4 protein-coding genes and 1 pseudogene are annotated in these 6,795 nt (G+C 44.2%); 3 read left to right on the top strand and 2 right to left on the bottom strand.

Annotated elements, in window-relative coordinates; translation table 11 throughout:
• Nucleotides 1-261 precede the first annotated feature (261 nt).
• Nucleotides 262-648, bottom strand: a complete 387-nt coding sequence (locus tag IM477_RS11555; RefSeq protein ID WP_147071252.1) for an AbrB family transcriptional regulator — start codon at nucleotides 646-648, stop codon at nucleotides 262-264.
• Between the two features lie 532 nt (nucleotides 649-1,180).
• On the opposite strand from IM477_RS11555, the gene IM477_RS11550 reads away from it, so the two are divergent.
• From IM477_RS11550 to IM477_RS11540, 3 genes are all read left to right on the top strand, one after another.
• Nucleotides 1,181-2,164, top strand: a complete 984-nt coding sequence (locus IM477_RS11550) for a succinate dehydrogenase/fumarate reductase iron-sulfur subunit (protein WP_287731809.1) — start codon at nucleotides 1,181-1,183, stop codon at nucleotides 2,162-2,164.
• Nucleotides 2,165-2,237: 73 nt separating this feature from the next.
• A complete protein-coding gene (locus IM477_RS11545; protein ID WP_287731808.1) occupies nucleotides 2,238-3,239 on the top strand; it encodes a CsgG/HfaB family protein in 1,002 nt (333 codons plus the stop codon).
• A 789-nt stretch (nucleotides 3,240-4,028) separates the two neighbouring features.
• The gene (locus tag IM477_RS11540) at nucleotides 4,029-4,991 is read left to right on the top strand and encodes a protochlorophyllide reductase (RefSeq protein ID WP_287731807.1); all 963 of its coding nucleotides are present in this window, start codon (nucleotides 4,029-4,031) and stop codon (nucleotides 4,989-4,991) included.
• 232 nt (nucleotides 4,992-5,223) lie between these two features.
• Here IM477_RS11540 and IM477_RS11535 read toward each other — a convergent pair.
• A pseudogene (locus tag IM477_RS11535) lies at nucleotides 5,224-6,527 on the bottom strand (sodium/glutamate symporter).
• Nucleotides 6,528-6,795: the final 268 nt, after the last annotated feature.

Raw genomic sequence — 6,795 nt, 5'->3', positions numbered from 1 at the left:
CCAAGCTTTTCTGGTCGGAACCCCCTAAGCCGAGTTTTCAAGGTGCTGCGCCGTCCACTTGGTTTTCGAGACTGGCCTTTTAATTCTAACGTAAAGCCAACCTAGAACGGCGGGGTTTCAGACCCAAAATTTCCGATGAAAGAGGCGGTCAGGGGTTAGAATTAGGGATAAGAATCTATATTGTCTTTTTGGTCGGTCTTGTCAAAACTAGCCCTTTTGACTGCCGATTTTTTTTATCCTTATCCCTACTCCGTAACCTATTTAAGCTTCTACTGGTTCTTCTGATTCCATTTGTTTGAGGTGGATGTGCTTGTAGCCAAGTTTGATTTCAAATTCATCGCCGGGCTGCAAGTTCATTTGTTCGGTATAGGTGGAACCGATGACGATTTGACCATTTTTGTGGACACTAACCCGGAAAGTGGGTTCGCGGCCGCGGCCATCTTTAGTGCCTTCGGGATCGAGAGGAACCCCTTTTGCACCCAAAACAGCATCGTAAAAGTCGGTTAAATTGACCCGAACTTGACCATCTTTACTTTGGGAGTAGTAACCACAACGTTTTGCCGTTTCGCGACGGGGTAAGTGGGCCAACTCTTTGACTTTTTGAAGTAGAGCTTTCCCGGTTAGGGGAGTAGGAGAGATATCATTCATGGTACTTTTAAATGTCCCTTGATTTTTGACTGACTGTCAATTAAGTTTACACTGACAAATTGATCATACCAAAAATCTTGCCAAAAATGTCTAGAGGGGAATAATAAATTTTTTAAAACTGATGGTTCTGTGATGACAATCGTGCTAAGAAGACCCCAGACTAGGTAGTAAGTGTAAACCTTGTGGGGGAGAGGAAATTTTTGGTCAAGACTCTCGCAATTTTTGGTCGAGTGCGAGGAAAACAGGGAGGAGAAAGTGAGGACATAAAACCGATCAAGCTATACCTAGCAAGGAATTGAGAAACTATACTTCTGGTTGGAGTTGGCAAAAAACTAATGACCCAGAGCAGTAAATCCGGGGTGATTAAACTGTTTTCGAGCGACTTGCCCATCTATGATTGGGTCTAGATACCCACCCCTTGGCTCAACCGACCAGGGAAAATCTTAAGGATTAATTACCACTACTAGCTCCCCTTTGGCCCGTTAACATCGATTATCCTGAGTATTAGGAGTCCCTCATCCCCGTGCCGAGTATGGAAGTTTCTTTTAAAATTCTGCGTCAACGACCCAACGACACCCCTTACCTAGAAAATTTTACCCTAGAGGTGGAGGCGGGAAATACAATTCTCGACTGCCTTAATCGCATCAAATGGGAACTTGATGGAACTTTGGCCTTTCGTAAAAATTGCCGCAATACAATTTGTGGCAGCTGTGCGATGAAAATTAACGGTCGTTCGGCCTTGGCTTGTCAAAAAAATATCGCCAGTGAATTAAACCATTGTAGCCAAAAAGATGTCGGAGAAATTCCCGAAATCACGATCGCCCCTCTGGGTAATTTACCGATTATCCGGGATTTAATCGTCAATATGCAACCGTTTTGGGACGATTTAGAAAAGGTTGAACCTTATATTAGTAGTCAAGCACGCACCATTCCCGAACGAGAATTTCTGCAAACTCCAGAAGAAAGAGCCAATCTCAATCAGATGGGTAACTGCATTATGTGCGGCGCCTGTTATTCGGAATGTAATGCCAAGCAAGTGAATCCCGATTTTGTCGGTCCCCACGCTTTAGCAAAAGCGCAGCGCACCCTAGCAGATTCCCGCGATGGTAATCAGGAAAGTCGCCTAGAACTTTATAATCAAGGCACCGCCGGGGTTTGGGGGTGTACGCGTTGCTATTTCTGTAATGCGGTTTGTCCCATGGAAGTGGCTCCCATGGATCAAATCGGTAAAATTAAACAGGAAATACTAGCTCGCAAGTCGGACGATAGTAGTCGTCCCATTCGTCACCGGAAAGTTTTAGTGGAATTAGTCAAAGCAGGGGGATGGGTTGATGAACGCAAATTCGGCCTCTATGTGGTGGGCAATTATTGGCGCGATTTACAGGGTTTATTAAGTATTGCCCCCTTGGGATTGCGGATGATTGCTAAGGGTAAATTTCCCACTTCCTTTGAAGCTTCCGAGGGAACCGAGGAGGTGAGAGGTTTAATTACTGCCATTCAAAATTCTCGCTCTTGATCACTCTCGATAGTTAGAGCAATTTTCAGATGTATTATGATCTATATTCTATTTGACTGGAGAACCCCTTATCATGTTCGATCGAGATAGTATCCGTGGTTTTTCTGTCTTGATTACCCTTGTGGGAGTCGCTTCTAGTTTGGGTTTTAGCTTCAACGCACCGGCTTTCTCCCAAGCTATCTCTAACAATTTACCGTTACTCTTAGCCCAAAAAAGCGAAAAGGTGCGAGTAGCGGTTTTAGACTTCGATTATAGCGGTCTCAGTAATCCCCAGTGGTTAACATTTCTCAATGGTGGAGCCAGTGGTGTCAGCGATATTCTCGTCAATAAATTGGTGGAAAGTGGTCGCTATACAGTCATTGAGCGCAGTCGCATTGATGCTGTCCTCAGAGAACAGAATTTGGGGGCTTCGGGACGGGTAGATGCCGCTACCGCCGCTCAAATCGGGCAAATTTTGGGGGTAGATGTGGTGATTATCGGTTCGATTACCCAATTCGATTTACAAAAAAAACAATCTGGTGGCTCGTTTATTATTTTTAGCACCGCCAAGACAGAAACCGATGCTTTTGTCAAGTTAAATGTCCGGGCAATTAATACTACCACGGCCGAAATTATTACCACCGCTCAGGGAGATGGTACTGCCAATCAATCCGATGGTTCCACCGTGGTTTTAGGGGTTGGGGGTGGTTCCCAAACCTCCAACGAAGGGAAATTACTCAGTATTGCCACGGATAAGGCAGTGGCGCAGGTGGTGGATAATCTCAATGATAAAGCCGACCAAATCGCCGCTACACCTCGCTCGCTCCCGACTGTCACCGCTTTAGTGGCTGCCGTGGCGGGAAATCAGGTAATTCTCAATAAAGGTACGGGAGAAGGCTATCGTGTCGGTTTACGCATTTCCATCGAACGGACGACTCAAACGGTCAAGGATCCGCAAACGGGTAAGGTTATCCGTCAGATTACTCAACCGATTGGCACTCTCGAAATTGTCGAAGCTGATGGTCAATCTAGCGTCGGTCGCATCATTACCGGTAATGGTTTTAAAATCGGTGATTTAGCTAAACCCATTCGTTAGTTATGAATTATGAATTGGGGAAGTGGGGAGGTGGGGAGATCGGTAAACTTAAATCTGATAACTGATCACTGATAACTGATCACTGATCACTGATAAGTGAACACTCACGAAAATTTGAAGTTATTTGACACTCCCGTCGCACTAAGCGCTTCGGGATTCTTAGTTCAACGAGTCCACTTAAATTAGATGCCTTGCGTTATCCAACCCAGAGGTGGTTCTCACGCTTGCGCGTTACTTTTCGTATGCCCTACGATAGTCCCCCTGGCCCCCCCCGACGTCGGGGGGGGCCAGGGGGGGGGTACAAAGTTTGCTTGAATTGAAACGTTAGCTTCAAATACTGCTTTGTCTATTTCCTGTAAAGATTTTACATCACGAGCAGGGGGAAACTAGAACTATTGAGTAGAACCCCATATCTTTAATTGTCAAGGTGCAGATAGCGTAGTGGTTAGACTACATGGGTTTTTAAAGCGGTTGATTACCCTATCCGCTCTACTTACATGGTAGCTATTTGGCCTGAGTAGGTCAAGACCCTTACAAGAAGAAGTTATTCGAGATTTTGTCAGGAGACTGGACGCTTATTTTTAATCGTGCTTCGTGTCACTGAGCCTTTACGTTGAGCCTTTACATTGAGCCTGTCGAAATGTGTCGAAGTGCTGTTTTATATTGGCGCTTGGTTTCATCCCGTCCCTAAAAGCGACGGGATGAAACCCCGACATTTGAGATAAAATTTATAATCGGAATCCCTTGGATATTCCCTAGACCAGAGCGATTAACGAAAACTATCAAAAAATGATACAAGATAAAAAACCCACGGTGATCATTACTGGGACAACTTCTGGAGTCGGTCTCTACGCCGCTAAATCCCTTGCTCAAAGAGGTTGGTTTGTGGTTATGGCCTGTCGGGATATCCCGAAAATGGAACAGGCTGCCAAGGAATTGAACATTCCCCGGGATAACTACTGTATTGAATTTATCGACCTCGGTTCCCTCGATAGCGTCCGGCGCTTCGTTAAAAATTTCCGGGCCTTGGGCCGCTCTCTAACCGCTTTAGTCTGCAATGCCGCTATCTATCTGCCTTTGCTCAAAGAACCCTTAAGAAGTCCCGACGGTTATGAATTGAGCATGGCCACCAATCATTTAGGTCATTTCCTGTTGTCGAATTTGCTCTTGGAAGATCTAAAAAATTCTCCCTCTCCCGACCGCCGTTTAGTCATTCTCGGCACTGTCACCCATAATCCCGATGAATTAGGCGGTAAAATTCCTCCTCGTCCCGATTTGGGCGATTTGGACGGGTTTGCCAAGGGTTTCAAAACCCCGATTACTATGGCCGACGGCAAAAAATTTGAATCGGTCAAAGCCTACAAAGATAGTAAGGTGTGTAATGTTCTCACCATGCGGGAACTGCACAAACGCTATCACGAATCGACCGGAATCACTTTTACTTCCCTCTATCCGGGTTGTGTGGCCGATACACCCCTTTTCCGCAACCATTACCCCTTTTTCCAGCAGTTTTTCCCCTGGTTCCAGAAAAATATCACCGGTGGCTATGTTTCCCAAGAATTAGCCGGGGAAAGAGTCGCTATGGTGGTTGCTGACCCCGAATACCGTCAATCCGGTGCTTACTGGAGTTGGGGCAATCGTCAGAAAAAAGAGGGTAAATCCTTTGTTCAAAGGGTTTCTCCTCAAGCTCGCGACGATGAAAGAGGGGCAAAAATGTGGGAATACAGCGCTAAATTAGTCGGATTAGCCTAATTTCTGATTTTGAGCCTGAAAAAGGACACAAGGGAACTTGTGTCCTACCGAAGCGGGGAGCGCCGGAGCAGCAAGAAACAATCCATAACTGGGTTTTTAAAGTTCGATTAGCAGTTAATCATATTATTAAAAACGGATTTGGTATTATTCCGATTTTACTGCAAGCTTTTACCAATCTTGACGGACAAGATTAGTCAACTTTCCTCAAAAATTACTTGATCGATAAAAATTTTTAAGTCAGAAAATTCAAAAATTGCTGGATGATAAAAGCATTAGACAAATCGATAAAAAATGCCCCCACCAAAGGAACAATAATAAATGCCTGGGGAGAAGCCCCAAAATGTTCCGTCACCGCGGTCATATTGGCGATAGCTGTGGGAGTTGCCCCTAGAGTTAAACCCAAATAACCGGCGCAAACTACTGAAGCATGATAGTTTTTTCCCATTACGGGAAAGACCAGTAAAACAGTATAAATAATACTGAGTGAGAACTGCACTAATAACAGGATAGCAATCGGTCCGGCCAAATCGATCAATGTCCATAATTGTAAACTCATCAAGGACATAGATAGGAATAAACCGAGACTAACATCAGAAATTAAGGCTAAAGAGGGCGTATTAGCGGGCCAAGGAAAGCGTTTCAACACCAAAGGTACGGTATTAGTCAGGATAATTCCTGCCAATAAACAGGTGACAAAATCAGGTAATTTTAAACCAAGGGGAGTTACCCAGTAGTTAATCTGATTACCTAAACCGATAGTTAAACCAATCACTATAGCGGTGTGCAGTCGTATGAGGTACAGTGTCACGAGCTATAAACCATGCTAGGCAAAGCTTGGTCTGTATCTCACTCAAGCGCTTACCGCTATAAGATTGAATGGAGCATTGTATTGTAATCGATATTGACATTCCTCTGGCTTTGTTTAATTCCCACCGTTAAATCTTGGTCTTGATTATTGGCTCGCAGTCGATTTCTAGTAATTAACCATTTAGCCACCGGTCCGCCAATAATTCCCCCTAAAACTAGCCCAAAAGTAGCACTAGCTACACCAATTTCTGATGCTTTGGCGATGCCATAATTATCACGAAAAATAGAAGCCCAAGCAATGGCAGTCCCGTGACCCCCACTCAAAGAAACGGAACCAGCAATCAAACCGATGGGTAAATCCAATCCCATCACTTTTGCCACTCCTAACCCAGCTAAATTTTGTAGAATGAGATAAACCACGGCGGTTATTAATAAAATTAGCAAGGGTTTACCCCCTTGCAGCAGGGTTTTTAGTTTTGAGGACAGCCCGATAGTAGTAAAAAAAACGATTAACAGGGCATCCCGAACATTAAGGGTAAATTCGATTTGCCATTTAAAAACAGCAAAAAATAGACCGAGAAATAAGGAAGCTAAGACACCACCGACAACGGCATCAGGAATGTTATAATCTTGCAGAAATTTGATATTTTTGGTTAAATACTTACCGAGATAGAGGACTAGAATAGCCATAATAATTGTCTGGCGTTGGCTAAATTGGTAAATTTCCATTTTCTTAATCTTAGTTCTCCAAGATGCTCTACTTAGGGTTGGCGGCAAAAAGTTTGTTGGTGGGGTTAGGAGTCGGTCGTCGGTCGTCAGTAGCCGGTCGTTTCAGGCTTTGTTGCCCTCTTTTTTTGTACCAGTTTATGTACTAAAAAAAGGATAATGCCAGGTTTTTGAAGGTCTTAATCCTATTTTCGCAGCATGAACATCGGATTTTAACAGGTCAAAAGCCTTATTTTAAAAGGGTTTTACCATTATTCAGCAAACCCTACTT

It is taken from the genome of Microcystis sp. M090S1, from assembly GCF_020246295.1.
Classification (GTDB): Bacteria; Cyanobacteriota; Cyanobacteriia; order Cyanobacteriales; family Microcystaceae; genus Microcystis; species Microcystis aeruginosa.
The sequence above is the reverse complement of the archived record's forward strand: the minus strand, read 5'-3'. Positions and strand labels throughout refer to the sequence as shown.

Excerpts from the sequence above, each read along its gene's own strand:
- IM477_RS11545 (WP_287731808.1), top strand. The coding sequence starts at position 2,238 with ATGTTCGATCGAGATAGTATCCGTGGTTTTTCTGTCTTGATTACCCTT.
- IM477_RS11550 (WP_287731809.1), top strand. The coding sequence starts at position 1,181 with ATGGAAGTTTCTTTTAAAATTCTGCGTCAACGACCCAACGACACCCCT.
- IM477_RS11540 (WP_287731807.1), top strand. The coding sequence starts at position 4,029 with ATGATACAAGATAAAAAACCCACGGTGATCATTACTGGGACAACTTCT.
- IM477_RS11555 (WP_147071252.1), bottom strand. The coding sequence starts at position 648 with ATGAATGATATCTCTCCTACTCCCCTAACCGGGAAAGCTCTACTTCAA.